The organism is Devosia sp. XK-2, assembly GCF_037113415.1.
In the GTDB taxonomy this organism is placed as follows: domain Bacteria; phylum Pseudomonadota; class Alphaproteobacteria; order Rhizobiales; family Devosiaceae; genus Devosia.
This window is the reverse complement of record NZ_CP146608.1, coordinates 1,430,862-1,444,008: the sequence shown is the minus strand read 5'-3', so window position 1 is coordinate 1,444,008 and position 13,147 is coordinate 1,430,862. Positions and strand designations below refer to the sequence as shown.

At 61.7% G+C, this 13,147-nt stretch carries 10 protein-coding genes; 1 reads left to right on the top strand and 9 read right to left on the bottom strand.

All coding sequences use genetic code 11. The features are described from left to right. Positions 1-11: 11 nt before the first annotated feature. The 9 genes from V8Z65_RS06940 to V8Z65_RS06900 form a co-directional block, all read right to left on the bottom strand. A complete protein-coding gene (locus V8Z65_RS06940) occupies positions 12-1,064 on the bottom strand; it encodes an iron chelate uptake ABC transporter family permease subunit (RefSeq protein WP_338723414.1) in 1,053 nt (350 codons plus the stop codon). Continuing rightward, positions 1,061-2,089, bottom strand: coding sequence for an iron chelate uptake ABC transporter family permease subunit (locus V8Z65_RS06935; protein ID WP_338723413.1), 1,029 nt, complete (start codon positions 2,087-2,089; stop codon positions 1,061-1,063). Before V8Z65_RS06935 ends, V8Z65_RS06940 begins: the two co-directional genes overlap by 4 nt. Positions 2,090-2,098: 9 nt before the next feature. Next, positions 2,099-3,043: an ABC transporter substrate-binding protein gene (locus tag V8Z65_RS06930; RefSeq protein ID WP_338723412.1), complete on the bottom strand. Its 945-nt coding sequence runs from the start codon at positions 3,041-3,043 to the stop codon at positions 2,099-2,101. Between the two features lie 139 nt (positions 3,044-3,182). Continuing rightward, entirely contained in the window at positions 3,183-4,418 is a 1,236-nt protein-coding gene (locus tag V8Z65_RS06925; protein ID WP_338723411.1) for a cyclopropane-fatty-acyl-phospholipid synthase family protein, read from the bottom strand. Between the two features lie 227 nt (positions 4,419-4,645). After that, positions 4,646-6,436, bottom strand: a complete 1,791-nt coding sequence (recJ, locus tag V8Z65_RS06920; protein WP_338723409.1) for a single-stranded-DNA-specific exonuclease RecJ — start codon at positions 6,434-6,436, stop codon at positions 4,646-4,648. A 113-nt stretch (positions 6,437-6,549) separates the two neighbouring features. Continuing rightward, complete coding sequence (gene glpX, locus V8Z65_RS06915) at positions 6,550-7,536, bottom strand: class II fructose-bisphosphatase (protein WP_338723407.1); 987 nt, start codon at positions 7,534-7,536, stop codon at positions 6,550-6,552. 27 nt (positions 7,537-7,563) lie between these two features. Beyond that, a complete protein-coding gene (locus tag V8Z65_RS06910; RefSeq protein WP_338723971.1) occupies positions 7,564-8,904 on the bottom strand; it encodes a homoserine dehydrogenase in 1,341 nt (446 codons plus the stop codon). Positions 8,905-9,163: 259 nt separating this feature from the next. Further along, the gene (locus tag V8Z65_RS06905) at positions 9,164-10,135 is read right to left on the bottom strand and encodes an ABC transporter substrate-binding protein (RefSeq protein ID WP_338723406.1); all 972 of its coding nucleotides are present in this window, start codon (positions 10,133-10,135) and stop codon (positions 9,164-9,166) included. 70 nt (positions 10,136-10,205) lie between these two features. Continuing rightward, positions 10,206-11,417, bottom strand: coding sequence for an LL-diaminopimelate aminotransferase (locus V8Z65_RS06900; RefSeq protein ID WP_338723405.1), 1,212 nt, complete (start codon positions 11,415-11,417; stop codon positions 10,206-10,208). A 420-nt stretch (positions 11,418-11,837) separates the two neighbouring features. On the opposite strand from V8Z65_RS06900, the gene V8Z65_RS06895 reads away from it, so the two are divergent. After that, positions 11,838-13,127, top strand: a complete 1,290-nt coding sequence (locus tag V8Z65_RS06895; protein ID WP_338723404.1) for a glycosyltransferase — start codon at positions 11,838-11,840, stop codon at positions 13,125-13,127. Positions 13,128-13,147: the final 20 nt, after the last annotated feature.

Genomic DNA, 13,147 nt, shown 5'->3' with positions numbered 1-13,147 from the left:
AGATCCCGAAATCAGTTGACGCGGCCGGACCGGCCTGAGGCCATCAACAGCCATAGCAGGAAGAGAGCGCCACAGGCGCCCGTGACGACACCGACGGGCAATTGCACCGATGGCAAAAGATGTTGGGCCAGTAAATCCGAGAGCAGCATGACCAGGGCGCCCATCAGCGCCGCTTGCGGAAAGCCGCGCCCTGCCCCTTTGAGCAGGCCGCGCGCCAACGGGCCCGAAACGAAGGCGACAAATCCGACCGGTCCGACAGCGGCGGTAGCGAATGCGGCAAAACCCACGGCCACCAGCATCAGGCCAAGGCGGGTCCATTCGACCGGCGCGCCGAGGGCGCGCGCAGTATCTTCGCCCAGTTCCATCGCGTCGAGGACGCGCACCAGCCCGATCAATAGTGGCACCAAGACCAGCATGGCGCCAGCCAAGACAATAGAGTCGCCGGGGCGCGCAGCATTGAGGCTGCCCACGAGCCAGGCCATGGCCTGTTGCACCTCGTTAAGACGAGCGCGGGTGAACAGATAGGAAATGGTGGCGGCGAGCATGGCCGCCATGCCGATGCCGATCAGGACAACACGGAAGGCGGTAACGCCATTGCGCCAGGCGAGGAGATAAATGGCCAGGGCCGTGAGAACCGCACCGCCAAAGGCGCCGAAGGACACGGCCACGCCCGACCAGCCCAGAGTGATGATACAGAAGACGGCGGCGGCGCTGGCACCATGGGCGATGCCGATAATATCGGGACTGGCCAAGGGGTTACGCAGAAGTGTTTGGAAAATGATTCCGGCGAGGGCGAAGGCGCCGCCGGACAGGATAGCCAGAATGGCCCGCGGCAGGCGGACCTGCAGAACGATGAAATCGACGCCGCGATCGGCGAGGCCAGTGAATGGCGAAAGCAGCGACTGAACGATGCCTGAAGGCGGCACCGGAAAATCGCCAAGGTAAAGGGCCAGCACGAAGGCTGCCAGCAGCGCAGCCACCAGGCCCAGCGAGACGACGGTGCGGCGTGTAGCTTCCGACTGGCGGACCGCAACAATGCGCGAGACGTCGGGAAGCACGCTCATAGCGCGGCCAGTTTGCGGCGCCGGACCAGCGCGATGAAGAACGGCGCGCCCAGAAAAGCGGTCACGATGCCCACCTGCACTTCGCCGGGCGGAGCGATGACACGGCCCAGCACGTCGGCACCGAGCAGCAGGATGGGCGCCAGCAGCATGGAATAGGGCAAAATCCAGCGATAAGCGGGGCCGGTAATGGCGCGAGCCATATGCGGCACGGTAAGTCCCACAAAGGCAATGGGGCCTGCGGCCGCGGTGCTGGCGCCGGCGAGGATGACGGCGGCAAGCCCAGCCAGACCGCGCGAAAGGCCAATGCGCTGGCCGAGGGCCTGGGCAATGTCGTCACCCATGGAGAGACCGTCCAGCAAGCGCGCTGTTGCCAGGGCCAATACGGCGCCGACAAAAAGAAAAGGTGCCACCTGCAGGGCAATGTCCAAGGTGCGCCCAGACAGCGAGCCAACCTGCCAGAAACGGACTTCGTCGAGCGTGCGCGGGCTGGTGAGTAGCACGGCGTTGATGATGGACTGGAGAACGGCGGTGATGGCGGCACCAGCCAAGGCGAGCTTGATTGGTGTTGCGCCTTCGCGGCCCAATGCGGCCACAGAATACACAACCAACATGGCGACCCCCGCCCCGGCGAACGCAAGCCAAACATAGGTCGAGAGATGGCTCATGCCCAAAAGGGCAACGCCCAAGACAACGGCCAGAGAGGCGCCTGCGTGGATGCCAAGAATGGATGGATCGGCCAAGGGATTGCGGGTTGCGCCCTGCAACACTCCACCGGCCAGACCGAGCGCGGCGCCGACCATGAGACCCACAATGGTCCGCGGGAGACGCAGGTCCCAGATGATGCGGTGCTCGGCCGCGTTGGGATCGAAAGCGATGAGCGCCACCCAGACATTTTCGAGAGGAATGGCGCGAGCGCCTATAGTCAGCGAGAGCAGAGCAATGACTGACAAAATCAGGCCAAGCAGCAGCAGCCCAAATGTCAGCCGGGCCGCCTTAGTCGCGCGATTGCCTACTGTCGCCGCCATTCCTAATAATCAGGGAGCCAAATCAGGGGCGGCCGCGTTGATCGCTGCGGTCAGTTCAGTGAGCGCGTCGGCATAGGCGGCGTAGTTACGTAGCCAGAAGGCGGGCCAGTCGGTGACCTGACCGGCTCCGGCAGCCTTCATCAGCGTCCAGGTCGGCTGGGCCAGCGCCGTTTCCATGGTCGTAGCGGAGCGGTTGTCCACCATGATCAGGTCAGGTTGATATTTGTCGGCGTGCTCCCAGGACAGCGTTTCCCAATAGCCGCGGTCATCCGCAACTTCCGGATCGATCAGATCGAGGCCCCAATTGGCAAAATCCATCAGTTCGGACGCGCCCTCGGTGGCAGCCACGTAGAGTGCATCTTCTCCGGCCCAGACTGCCAGGGCGGTCAGACCAGGCTTGGCGGCTAGAGCTGACTTGAAGTCGCCCAGAGCAGTTTCAAAGCCCGCCTTTTCGGTAGCGATTTCCGGGGCGGATAAATCAGCGCCCAAGCTTTGCGCCAGGGCCTCGTAGTCTTGGATGAGGGTGAGAATGGAGGCGCCCTGTTCCGGGCCAGTGATTGGCGCCAGCGGGCCGAGCGCCGTAACGACATCGTCGCCGCCCGACCAGGTCGTTTCGAGGGGCCAGAATTCGGCGACAATCAGGTCGGGCTCGAGCGCCGCCGCCTTTTCAATGTCCACTTCGCCCCATGCCTGCCCGACGATCTCGATGCCGGTGAGATCGAGCCCCTGCAAAGCCTTGGCTTCAGTGACGGCGCTATCGGCATAAATGCCGACCGGCCTGATGCCGAGCGGAATAAGGCCGGCCGCCGCGTCCTGGCTCGCGATGATGCGGACCGGTTGCTCGTCCAGGGTCACGGTCTGCCCATCGCCACCCGTATAGGTCCAGCTCTGCGCCGCGACCGGAAGCACCGAGGCAGAAAGCAAGGCAAGAACAAGAGCGGGAACACGAAACATGATTCTGACCATCAGGTTTTAGCAATGGCCGTTCCCTAACCCTGCTAAGATGAGCGGTCAAGTCATGTTTATGGCTGTCGGCGAGGATTTGGAGCGCCCTAGCCTGGATGCACCGCGCCCGCCGGCCGCTTCGCTCCGGCTAGGCGGGACGCCGATACTGATAGATGCCGACATCGATTGAACCTTCGGCAAATCCGGCCTCGCAATAGGAAAGGTAATAGACCCATTTGCGCTTGAAGTAATCGTCGTAGCCAAGCGGCGCGATCATGGGCCAGCGTTCCAGGAAGCGCTCACGCCACAGGCGCAGCGTGCGGGCATAGGACTGACCAAATGTCTCGACCTGTTCCAGGACCAGCCCATAGCGCTCGCCAAATTCCTTCATGACTGTTTTGGTCAGCAGCATGCCGCCGGGGAAGATGTAGCGCTGGATAAAATCGGGGCCCGAGCGGTAGCCGTCGAAATCTTCCTCGCGGATGGTGATGGCCTGGATGGCCGCGGTGCCGCCGGGCTTGAGCCGGTCATGCAAGGTCTGGAAATAACTAGGCCAATTATCCTCGCCCACGGCCTCGATCATCTCGATGGAGCCGATATGGTCGAACTGGCCCTGCGTGTGGCGATAGTCTTCGAAGACAAGGGTGGCATATTGGTCGAGCCCCTGCCGTGACAATCGCTCCAGGCCGAATTTGAGCTGTTCGGCGGATAGTGTGATGCCGCGCAGATTGGCCTTGTAGTCGCGCGCAACGGTTTCCGCGAAGCCGCCCCAGCCGCAGCCGATCTCGAGCACTGAGGAGCCTTCGGTAATGCCGGCCATGTCGGCAACTCGCCGGTATTTGGCGAGTTGGGCCTCCTCCAGGCTCTGGTCACCCGAGGTAAAGACCGCCGAGGAATAGGTCATGGAGGGGTCTAGCCACTGACCGTAGAAGTCATTGCCGAGGTCATAGTGCTCGGCAATGTTCTTCTTGGCCCCCTCAAGCGTGTTGCGGCGCGAAATGTGGTAATGCAGATCGCCCGCGGCACGGCGGAAGAAGCCCTTGCCGGCAGCATCGAACATGTCGCGGTTTTGCAGGAAGAAGCGGAACAGGGCCGTCAGGTCGTCCGATTCGATATCGCCGTTCATGTAGGCGGCAGCAAAACCCACCGTGCCGCGCTGCATGGCCTCGGAAATAACATTGAGATTATTGAGGCGTAGCGTGGCGTGCTCGCCTGAATTGCCCTGCCCCACCGTGCGGGTGCGCCCATTGGGAAAGATCACGGTCAGCGAGCCGTGCATCGGCTTGCCGATAAGCGAAACGCCAACTTGTTCCACCAGCCAGGAAGTCAGGTGCGTCCACAGAGAAGTGCCGGTCTGCGATTGATCGACGGCTGCTTTTGTCATTTGCCGCTTGGTCCAACTATCTAAACAAAAGGCGGCGCAGCACGGGCCCGTCGCCAGGCATTGGCGTTAGATCGGTTCGGTCGGGGAGGCGTCGCCGCCCACAGGACACCGGAATATAGTTTAGCTGTCACAATCGGATATGCAAGCCGCCAATCGTGTTTCGACGATGCGCCTGCCGCTGATCGCGACCTGTTCCATCTGCGATATGGGATTGCGTCTCTGCCCGTTCAATGCGGCGGGCGGGCGATGTCGATCAACCGAAACTGCGGCTGCTCACGGCCCTGATAGTGGTCTATCGACAGCCCCCCGGCACAATGCAAAGGCTGATCGTTGTCACGCATCAGTACATCGCCCAGCGGCGTACCCGCGGCGCGGAAGGCGATCGCTTTGAGACGCGCGCCATCGCCGGAGGTCAGCGAGAAACTGATGTGACCGCCCTTGCCCACAATCTGCGGAAAACGGACCCGATGGGCCGGAAAAGCAAAAACCGGCGTGGGATTGCCGGCGCCAAAAGGTCCGGCCCGCTCAAGATTATGGAGCAATTCGACGGTAGCGCCACGCGCTGTAAGGGCGGCGTCAATCTTGAGTGCCGACGCTGCGCGGGCCGCTGCAACGCCCGGGCCCAGCGCTTCGGCCAGGAAGGCACGGAACGGGCCAATATCGCCGTCGCGCAGCGAGACGCCAGCGGCCATGGCGTGACCGCCGCCTTTGGGAATGAGCCCCGATTCGACCGCCTTGATAACTGCGCTGCCCAGATCGACGCCAGGAACCGAGCGGCCCGAACCGGTGCCGGTGCCATCGGGATTTAAAGCGATGGCGAAACTGGGGCGATCAAAACGCTCGCGCAGTCGTGCCGCGATCAACCCCACGACGCCCGGATGCCAATCCGCCGAAGCCATGACGAGAACCGGAGGGCCGTCGCCGCTGCCGATTTCGGCCTCGGCGGCGGCGGCGGCCTGCTCCACCGCCTCGACCTCTATGCGCTGCCGCTCGCTATTGAGCTCGTCGAGCTGGGCCGCAATGACCATGGCCTGGTGCTCGTCATCCAGTGCCAATAGGCGCGTGCCGAGCGCCGCATCACCAATGCGTCCGCCAGCATTGATCCTGGGACCAATGAGAAAACCCAAGTGATAGGGGTTGAGCGGGCCGCTGGCGCGGGCGGCCAAGGCGAGCGCGGCAAGACCAGGCCGCTCGCCGCGGCGTGCGACCTCCAGGCCACGGGTAACGAAGGCTCTGTTCAGCCCAATTAGAGGAACGACATCACACACTGTCGCCAGCGCCACCAGGTCGAGCAGCTTGAGCAAATCGGGCAGACTTGTATCGCCACGGTTTCGCAAGGCGCGATTGACGGCCACCAGCACCATGAAGGTCACACCGGCCGCGCAGAGATAGCCGAGGCCGGATATGTCGTCCGGGCGATTGGGATTGACCAGCGCAGTCGCTGGCGGCAGGCCGTGATCGGAAAGATGGTGATCGATGACCAGGACATCGACACCACGATCCCGGGCATGAGCAATGGGTCCATCGCTGGTCGTGCCGCAGTCAAGCGTGACGATGAGGGTGGCACCGGCATCGATAAGCTTGTCCATGGCGGCGACATTGGGGCCGTAACCTTCAAAGATGCGGTCAGGAATATGCACCTGCGGGTCGAGGCCGAAATGCCGAAGATAGCGGGCCATGAGAGCGCAGGAACAGGCTCCGTCGACGTCGTAATCGCCAAACAGGCCGACCGATTCATTGTCGGCGATAGCCCTTGCCAGGCGCTCAGCCAGATCGTCCATGGCGGTCATGGTCGAGGGATCCGGCATCAATGTACGAATTGTGGGTTCGAGATATGTCTCGGCCTCGTCGAGCCCGACACCGCGTCCGGCCATTATGCGCGCCAGAATGTCGGGAATGCCGGTGCGCTGACCAATGGCCGTAGCGTTGCGCGCAGCCGCGCTGTCCAGCCGATCCACCCAGGCACGGCCGGTGACCGATTGGGTGATGTCGAGGAATGGGCGCGGTGTTTCGGGCATGAGCGAGCGTTAGGGGATTTTAGGCAGGGTGGGAAGGGGATGTGGCGGGAAAGGCGTCATCTATCCTTGATCGGCCTTTTTCACCGCCGCCAAAAGGATATCCCCTCGGCCTGTCACCGCGCGTGCCGCGCCTTGATCCAGCGCGTGGTCTGGCTCCAGGAGCGCATGACGACTGTACTGGTTTCAACCCAACCGCGGCGCAGCCGAACGCCTTCAGCCAGGGAGCCATCGGTAACGCCTGTCGCGGAGAAAAGGACATCGCCCGCGGCCAGTTCGGTGACATCATAGATGCGGTTGGGGTCGGCAATGCCCATTTCACTGGCGTGCAGGCGCTTGTCCGGTGTGTCGAGGATGAGCTTGCCCTGCATATGGCCGCCGATGCATCTGAGGGCCGCTGCGGCGAGAACGCCTTCAGGCGCGCCGCCAGAACCAAGATATATATCAATGCCTGTGTCGATGGTGTTGACGGCGTGGATGACCCCGGCAATGTCGCCGTCGCTCAGTAGCTTGACCGAAACGCCAGCAGTGCGCAGTTCCTCGAGCAGACCGCCGTGACGGGGGCGATCCAGCACGATAGCCGTGATTTCGGAGATCGGCACGCCCTTGGCCCTGGCCAGCGACTTGACGTTCTCGGTTGCCGACCATTCGATATTGATCGTTTCGGGCGGATAGTCGGCACCGATGGCGATCTTGTGCATATAGACATTGCGGGCCACGTTGAGCAGTCCACCACGTTCGGCCATGGCCAGAACCACCAAGGAATCAGGCTGATTCTTGGCGCAAAGGGTGACGCCTTCGAGCGGATCGACGGCAATATCGACCTCGGGCCCCTGCCCCTCCCCGACCGACTGGCCGACATAAAGATCGTCGCACTCGAACTGTTCGCCCTCGCCGATGACGATGCGGCCGGAAATGGCAACCTGATCCAGCTCCGCCTTCATCGCGGCGACGGCAGCTTCATCAGCGGCCTTCTCATCGCCCTTACCGCGCCATTCGGCCGCCGCGATAGCGGCGCGTTCAGTGACGCGCACCATTTCAAGCGTGAGGGTGCGGTGCAGATTGGCGGGGTGTTTGCTGTCTTCGACCTTGCTGAGCTTCATAATCCCCCCTGAAGCCCGTCAGTCCGATCAGAGCTTCTCTATGCGTATCAATTGTGGTTCGCCGACTATGAACCCGTCATCGGCGATCTGTGCAAGCGCTTCGCGCACCGATGCCTCTAAAGTCTGTTGGGTAATCAGCACCACCGTACGGGCCGGCGACCCATCCGGCGCGATAGCCTTGGCACCGAGATCGGACCGCTGAATGACAGAATCTATGGAAATAGACTTTTCCCCCATGCGCATGGCGATGGCAGCCAGGGCGCCCGGTACGTCCTTGGCATTGAGGCGAATATAGAAGCCACCCTCATGTGCGCGGTGCGGCGCTTCGCGATAGGGCAAAAGCTCGTCGCTCGGAACGCCCAAGGGTGGCACGCGGGTGCCGCGGGCAATATCGAGAATATCGGAGAGGACCGAAGAGGCCGTGGGCGGGCCACCGGCGCCCGGACCCGCAAGGAGCAGTTCATGGACATGGTCGGTTTCGAGCGCGACCGCGTTCATAACCCCGTCGACGCCGGCAATGGCGCTGCCCTTGGGCACGAAGGTGGGATGGACGCGCTGCTCGATGCCCCCATTGGTGCGCTCGGCAATGCCCAGAAGCTTGACCTTGTAGCCGAGCTCGGCGGCCACCTGAATATCGTGCTGGGTGATATTGGAGATGCCTTCGACCCGCATCTTATCGGGGGCGATCTCATAGCCGAAACAGAGGGTGGAGAGGATGGACAGCTTGTGGGCCGTGTCGAAACCCTCCACATCGAAAGTCGGGTCGGCCTCGGCATAGCCGAGCGCCTGGGCATCCTTGAGGCAGTCGGCAAAGGAGATACCCTCATTGCCCATGCGGGTAAGGATGTAGTTGCAGGTGCCATTCATGATGCCGAACACCTTGGCGATCCGGGCCGATCCGAGGCCTTCGCGCAAGGTCTTGATGACCGGTATACCGCCGGCGACGGCCGCCTCGAAGCCAAGTTGCGCACCCGATTCCTCGGCGAGGCGCGCAAGGGTGACGCCATGCTTGGCGAGCAGAGCTTTGTTGGCAGTAACGACCGGTCGACCGATCTCCAGGGCAGCCTTGACCGCCGCGAAGGCCGGCCCATCCTCGCCACCGATCAATTCCACGAACAGATCGATGCCATCCCATTTGGCCAGTGCCACCGGGTCGTCAAACCATTCCAGGCCGGAAATATCGATGCCACGGTCCCGCGAGCGAGAGCGGGCGGCAACAGCGACGACCTCGAGCTGGCGGCCCAGTTTACGCGTTAGCTCCGCGCCATCCTTTTGCAGGATGCGGACCAGCGTCGCGCCGACATTACCCAGTCCGGCCACCCCGACGCGCAGCGGCGCCTGACGGTCCGTATCGCCCAGTTCGGCCATGGCCTTGAGGATGCGGGTACGGGTTTCGCTGCGTGGCTCGCGGCCATCGCGGAGATCGAAAACGAACAGCGGATCGCCGGCTACGATGCGGCCGAAACGGGTTGGCGTCCAACCTCTTGCGGAGATGAAAGACTCGACGGCTTGGCGGAAAGACTGAATATCGCTCATGGTGGGCGACATGTGCATAGGAAATTGCCTAGCCGTCAATAGGAGTTCTTACGGGAAATGGGCCGATCGCAGGACCGGCCCGATGATCCGCCTATTCTGTCTGACCGGCCCTTACCGCTTCGGCGATCAGCTTGATGTATTGCGGATAGCCCCATTTCAGTGACAGGGCGCTGGGCGGGGAGATAGCATTGATGAATTCGGCACCGATAATGTGGGCTACGGCTCCCTCCTGCACCTGCGGGTGTAGAGCAATGACCGGATTGCTGAAGAATTCAGCGTCGGCTTCCGGGCTCTCGAAGTAAGAGATCAAGGCGTCGGCGGTGAGCTCTTCGAAGCTCTCGAAACTGAGGGAATAGAAGAAGCTTTCACCTTGGGACAGCTTGGCAACACTGGGGGCGGACACCATGCCCGCGTCAACGAGGAACTTCACCCGGCTATCGAGATCGGCATAAACAGCCACTTCGCCGTTGTATTGGGCAATCGTGGCAAAGCTGGCGCCAGCGACTTCGGGGTATTTTGCCGTTTCGTCAACGATGAATTGTTCCAGTTCGGCCACCAGAGCTTCGGCTTCAGTCTTCTTGCCCATGGCTTCGCCGGTGATGGTTATGGTCTGTTGCCAGGGCGTGCTCCACGCCGTTTCCGGGAAAGCAACCACCGGCGCGATGCCGCTGAGAAGTCCGTATTCCTCAGCCGTGAGACCGGAATAGACAGCGATGATGAGATCAGGCTGCAGGGCCGCAATGGCCTCTACGGGGGCGTCAAATCCGTCGGGCAAGATAGTCGGAAAGTCGGCGCCAAGCTCAGAGACGGCTTGCTTGGTCCAGGTCAGCGCGCCGTTCTCATCACCACCATAGCTGAAATGGGGAATGCCGACTGGAACCTCGCCCAGCGCGATCACGGCGTCCTGTGCGGCCCAGCCCCACGTGACAATGCGTTGCGGCTTGGCGGGAATGATGGTCTCGCCGTAGGCGTGAGCAATGGTGACTGGAAAGGACTGCGCGTAGGCGGCACCAGCCAGGCCGAGGCCTATGGCCAGCGATAGAAACAAGGAGCGGAAAGACATCGATCACCCTTTGATTGGAGGTGGTCCTCCATACAAAAGGTGATCACAATTGTCATGTATTATTAGTCAGCTATGCCTTAAGCGGAACGACATTGCCCTGCCCGGCCTTGGAGCCGAGCAGCTTCTTGACGTTGCGGGCGGCCTGGCGGATGCGCTGTTCATTCTCGACAAAGGCGAGGCGAATATATTGATCGCCATACTCGCCGAAGCCAACGCCCGGGGCCACGGCAACGCCGGTTTCCTGGACCAGAAGCTTGGCGAATTCGAGCGAGCCGAGATGGGCAAACTGATCCGGAATTGGTGCCCAGGCGAACATAGTGGCGCGCGGCACGGGAATGTTCCAGCCGGAACGACCAAAGCTTTCCACCATGACGTCGCGGCGATGCTTATAGATCTTGCGCACTTCATCGACGACTTCATCCGAACCATTCAAGGCGGCAACGGCGGCGACCTGGATGGGCGTGAAGGCCCCGTAGTCGAGATAGGATTTCACACGCGCCAAAGCTGCAATGAGGCGTTCATTGCCGACGGCAAAGCCAACGCGCCAGCCCGGCATGGAATAGGTCTTGGACATGGACGTGAACTCGACCGCTATGTCCATGGCGCCGGGCACCTGCAGCACCGATGGCGGCGGCGTATCGTCAAAATAGATCTCGGAATAGGCGAGATCGGACAGGATGAAGATGTCGTTGGCCTTACAATATTTGACGACCTCGGTGTAAAAATCGAGATCGGCAGTGTAAGCGGTGGGGTTGGCCGGATAGTTCAGAACCAGCGCAATCGGCTTGGGGATCGAGTGACGCACCGCGCGGTCCAACGAACGCATAAAGTCTTCATTCGGATCGGCGGGCATAGAGCGCACGACGCCGCCCGACATGATGAAGCCGAAGGAATGGATAGGATAGGTCGGGTTGGGCACCAGCACCACGTCGCCCGGCGCCGTGATGGCCTGCGCCATATTGGCGAAACCTTCCTTGGAGCCGAGCGTGGCCACAACTTGCGTGTCGGGATTGAGTTTCACGCCAAAGCGGCGGCCATAATAGCTGGCCTGGGCCTTGCGCAGGCCAGGAATGCCCTTTGACGTCGAATAGCGGTGCGTGCGCGGATCGAGCACGGTCTCCTTGAGCTTGTTGACGATATGCTCAGGGGTCGGCAAATCGGGATTGCCCATGCCCAGGTCGATAATGTCTACGCCCTCGGCGCGTGCCTTGGCCTTGATCGGATTGATGTGTTCAAACACGTAAGGGGGAAGGCGGCGGATGCGATGGAAGACTTCGCTCATGTGATCCTCGGTTGGCCCTGCGGGCCTGAAACTGGCCGCGACGCGCAAAACGCCACGCCTCACTCATCTTGAGGCAGATTATCGCGGAATTATGGTTTTATACGGGTTAAGCGGTCCTACTGGACCGGGGACAAATCTATTCGGCTCTTCCCGGCCGCCCTGGGCCATATGGGAAGAGCTATCGGGCGTTCGCCGCGGCCGCGCAATTGGCCGCCACCGGATTGCCGGCGAGCCAAGCTCCAAACCATGCAATAGTGAACGGCGACGCCATGTCTCTTGCCCTTCAGAAATGACTTCTGATACCACCCGACGTGGTTAGCGTCTTATTATGGCCTCCGACACGTCTTGTAAATGCCAGCGGGCCTTTACATCTAACGACTGTGTCGGCCGTAGCGCGGCCAAGGCTGTTCGGGTAGGTGGATGGGAAAACGCGTCGCAATCGCAACAATCGGCACTTCGGGTGATGTTCGCCCCTATCTGGCGCTGGCCAAGGCGCTGAAGGATGACGGCCATGATGTCGTTCTGGGTACGAATGCCGATTTTGAGGAATTGGTGACGTCGCACGGCGTCGAATTCCACAGCCTGGGCACCAAGATTCAGGATTGGTTGCAAGAATCCCGATTCGACAACGCCATCAGCCAAATGAAACTGCACCACTTCCCTGCCCTGTTGCGGGAAGGCCAGGCACTGGTTGAACGCGCCGCGCGCAACGCCTGGGCGATGTCCCAAGGCGCTGACGCCATTGTGGTCAACATCAATACCAGTTTCGGCATCGACATTGCCGAAGCTCTGGACATCCCTGTCATCATGACGGCGATGCAGCCGCTCAACCCGACCCGCGAATTTCCGATCTGCGCCTATGAGGTCCCCGATCTGGGCCCGACCTTCAACAAGCTCAGCTATATCTCGATGAATCTGCAGCAGGCCTATTACGACATGCCGCGCGACCGGGTGCGCAAGCAGTTGATGGGGCTGGGGCCACGTAAGCGCGGCGGGCTGTTCAAGGACAGCAATGGCAACAATATCCCCACGCTCTACAATTTTTCGGCCACTGTTTCCCCGCGGCCGCGTGACTGGCCGCAAACGGCGGTGGTAACGGGGTTTTGGTTTCTGGACGACATCAGCGGCTGGACGCCATCCCCCGAACTACAGGCTTTTCTCGATGCCGGGCCGCCACCTGTCTATATCGGGTTCGGCTCGATGCCTTTCGGTGCCGAACGCAATACCCAATTGCTGCGCTCGGCGTTGGAGCAATGGGGTGGACGAGCCATCGTGGCGCGGGGCTGGGGGGGCATTAACCCCGCCGACCTGCCCAATACGGTATTTGCCGTTGCCGAGGCGCCGCATGACAAGCTGTTTCCGCTGGTTTCGGCCGTCGTGCACCATGGCGGTGCCGGCACAACCGCCGCGGGCCTCCGGGCGGGCAAACCGACTTTCACCGTGCCCCAGGCCTACGACCAGCGCTATTGGGGGCGCCGGGTCCGAGCGCTTGGATGTGGACCGGCGCCGGTGCGGCTGCGTGCCATAACCCCCGAAATCCTGGCCAAAGCCCTGTTCGAGCTGACCAATAACAAGGCGATGGCCGCCAATGCCAAGACCATCGGCAAGATCCTTTCGGAGGAGAAAGGGCTTGAAACGGCGGTGCGGTTCATTGAAACCACGATCGAAGCGGCCGAGGCCGGCGCGCGACGCTATCCGGTAACGGGGTGAACCGGCGCGAACACATCGAC

Coding starts and splice junctions, on each gene's coding strand:
- V8Z65_RS06895 (WP_338723404.1), top strand. CDS start 11,838: ATGGGAAAACGCGTCGCAATCGCAACAATCGGCACTTCGGGTGATGTT.
- V8Z65_RS06925 (WP_338723411.1), bottom strand. CDS start 4,418: ATGACAAAAGCAGCCGTCGATCAATCGCAGACCGGCACTTCTCTGTGG.
- V8Z65_RS06930 (WP_338723412.1), bottom strand. CDS start 3,043: ATGTTTCGTGTTCCCGCTCTTGTTCTTGCCTTGCTTTCTGCCTCGGTG.
- V8Z65_RS06940 (WP_338723414.1), bottom strand. CDS start 1,064: ATGAGCGTGCTTCCCGACGTCTCGCGCATTGTTGCGGTCCGCCAGTCG.
- recJ (WP_338723409.1), bottom strand. CDS start 6,436: ATGCCCGAAACACCGCGCCCATTCCTCGACATCACCCAATCGGTCACC.
- V8Z65_RS06935 (WP_338723413.1), bottom strand. CDS start 2,089: ATGGCGGCGACAGTAGGCAATCGCGCGACTAAGGCGGCCCGGCTGACA.
- V8Z65_RS06905 (WP_338723406.1), bottom strand. CDS start 10,135: ATGTCTTTCCGCTCCTTGTTTCTATCGCTGGCCATAGGCCTCGGCCTG.
- V8Z65_RS06910 (WP_338723971.1), bottom strand. CDS start 8,904: ATGGCCGAACTGGGCGATACGGACCGTCAGGCGCCGCTGCGCGTCGGG.
- V8Z65_RS06900 (WP_338723405.1), bottom strand. CDS start 11,417: ATGAGCGAAGTCTTCCATCGCATCCGCCGCCTTCCCCCTTACGTGTTT.
- glpX (WP_338723407.1), bottom strand. CDS start 7,536: ATGAAGCTCAGCAAGGTCGAAGACAGCAAACACCCCGCCAATCTGCAC.